Raw genomic sequence first — 2,509 nt, forward strand, 5'->3', positions numbered from 1 at the left:
GCTCTGAAATGGTTTGGGTTAATCACTATCCATTTTAACCTACGAGATGTAGCAATTTGGAGGGCTGTCTTTTGTTTACGTTCATCTTAGCTAGGTGTTAGGAACCAAACTATTCCGCTCCAATAACGGCTCTCCAGTCCCTTAGCTCATCCGCACACCTTAGCTCCGCTAGCCACCGGAGTCCCCTTCATCCCCTCACCTGCCCTAGTTTCTGGCTCTCTCCGTTTATTCGCTTCTAAGCTTTACCTTAGACTATTGCGATTTAAAAAAACATATGTTACTATTAACATAGGTTAAGATAAACAGAGGTGGTTCATATGTCGATCAATTACGCGATTTTAGGGATGCTGAGCACCCAGTCGCTAACCGGTTACGATTTGAAGAAGATCATTCAGGATTCGCCTTTTATGCCTTGGTCGGGCAATAACAATCAGATCTACAAGGCGTTAGTCGAGCTGCTGGAGGAGGGCTGGGTGACGAATGAGGTCCAGCATCAAGACAGTGCTCCATCGAAGAAGATCTATACGATTACCGAAGCCGGGCGGGAAGCGTTGAAAGCTTGGGTACTGTCACCGCCGGAGCTGCCGGAGTTCAAAAACACCTTCCTCGTGCGCCTCGCCTGGGCGGATGCGTTGGGGGAAGACGAACTGGACGCCCTCCTTACGGGGTATGAGCACGAATTATATTTACAGCTTGCCGCAGAGGAGGAGAAGCTCCGCCGGGGAGAGTTTTCACCACGCCGTACCTCTCGGGAAGCCTATCTCTGGGATCAAATCCATGGCCGAGTTCTGGAGCAATACCGGAGTGAGCTGGACTGGATCCGCCAACTTCGCGAGGACTTGGGGATTCATTCGAAGGATCAGAAAGGGGAGAAACCTATGAAATATCATGTAGTGGAGAACAATAACCAAACGATCGTCGTTGTCACGTCCGCCGAACCGCCAATCACCACTGGTCAGGACGCGATTCAACTGATCGAAGCGTGCATTGAGCACAACGCTGGACGGCTTATTGTTTATGCTGAGGCGCTGTCTGCGGATTTTTTCAACTTGAGAACGGGATTGGCCGGAGAAATTTTGCAGAAATTCGTGAACTTCTCGCTTCGTACGGCCCTTGTGGTTACTGACGGGAGCCTGATTAAAGGTCGGATGAAGGAACTGCTTGCGGAATCCAAGCGAGGGAATACACTTCGGGTGTTTGCCAGCCAAGCTGAAGCGGAGAAGTGGTTAGCGGAAAGTTAAGGAGGGCAGGATTTCAACGCCGACGGGCTTCGCTGGTGATGCATGTCCCGAGGGTGGTATAATTTTCTTATGGACAATGCGCTTGGGAGGCCAATCAATGAGAGAAGAGCTATTGGAACAGTTGCAGACGTGGCATGAAGAGGATGAATATGAAAAGATCGTTGAAGCCGTCACAGACATACCGGAGGAAGAAAGAGATTATGAGCTGATCAGCCATCTGGGGCGTGCGCTGAACAATCTGGAGCGGTATGATGAGGCGGTTGAGCAATTCCTGAAGATTGCCGATGAAGGGCAGGATGACCCGCTGTGGCATTATCGAATCGGCTTGGCGTATTACTATTTGGAGCGGTATGACGAAGCGCGGACTGCGTTTGAGACGGCAGATCGGTTGGAGCCGGGAGACGAGGATACGTTGGAGTTCCTGAGCTGGATCGAGGAAAAGACCGCTGCAGGCGATGCAGGGGACGAGGAAGCTGCACCAGCGTCGTCTGCGTCTGAGGCGGCGGAAGCTGCGGGTTCGGAAGGCGAGAAGATCGCAGCGGAACCGGTTGTTTTTGAAGGGGATTTTGATGCGGAAGGCTTCTGGGACGATGACAATCCTGCGGCAGAGAAGTACGTCTCGGCGCCGCCTACTGATGCGCTGGTCGAGTCAGTGGAGGAGTCGCTGGTGTTCCGGTTGCCGGCTTTTTACGTGAACCTGATGAAAGTGCATAATGGCGGTATCCCCCGCAACCGTTACTTCCGGAGCCAAACGGGCGAGACCATCGAGATTCTGGGAATCATGGGCATCGGACGGGAAAAACCGCACTCCCTGTGCGGGGCGGCCGGAAGCCGGGCCACGATTGAGCGGGAAGGGTATCCGGAATTTGGTGTCGTCCTCTGTGATACGCCGTCTGACACCGGGGTCGTGATGCTCGATTATCGGGAATCCACCAACGTCGGCGAGCCGGAAGTGGTGTACGTCGAGAAGGCCGGCAAGAAGGTCATCCCTCTTGCGCCGAACTTCGAGGCGTTCGTACGGGGATTGACGGGGGGAACGACGCAAGAATAAGTAAGCCACACATGTATGTAATCCTGACAACGAGGTTGTCGGGATTATTTTTTTGGCTGGGGCACGGGACTGAGCTAACGGACACCAGAGACCTTAATTGCGCTTGCAGGGACGTTAGGCCATTCTAGCTAAGATGAACGTAAAACAAAGACAGCCCTCCAAATTGCTACATCTCGTAGGTTAAAATGGATAGTGTAGTATAAACCAAACCATTTCA

General features: G+C 52.5%; 2 protein-coding genes. Both read left to right on the forward strand.

Annotated features, from left to right (window positions below; all coding sequences use genetic code 11):
- The first annotated feature begins 317 nt into the window (after positions 1-317).
- Complete coding sequence (locus tag M891_RS0122085; protein ID WP_028540293.1) at positions 318-1,241, forward strand: DUF4180 domain-containing protein; 924 nt, start codon at positions 318-320, stop codon at positions 1,239-1,241.
- A 97-nt stretch (positions 1,242-1,338) separates the two neighbouring features.
- Positions 1,339-2,292 carry an SMI1/KNR4 family protein gene (locus tag M891_RS0122090; RefSeq protein ID WP_028540294.1) on the forward strand — a complete coding sequence of 318 codons (954 nt, stop codon included), beginning with the start codon at positions 1,339-1,341 and terminating at the stop codon, positions 2,290-2,292.
- Positions 2,293-2,509 lie beyond the last annotated feature (217 nt).

This window comes from Paenibacillus sp. J14, assembly GCF_000518465.1.
In the GTDB taxonomy this organism is placed as follows: Bacteria; Bacillota; Bacilli; order Paenibacillales; family Paenibacillaceae; genus Fontibacillus; species Fontibacillus barengoltzii.

What these genes read in the sequence shown, in the direction of transcription:
- M891_RS0122085 (WP_028540293.1), top strand. Translation starts at nt 318, where the DNA reads ATGTCGATCAATTACGCGATTTTAGGGATGCTGAGCACCCAGTCGCTA.
- M891_RS0122090 (WP_028540294.1), top strand. Translation starts at nt 1,339, where the DNA reads ATGAGAGAAGAGCTATTGGAACAGTTGCAGACGTGGCATGAAGAGGAT.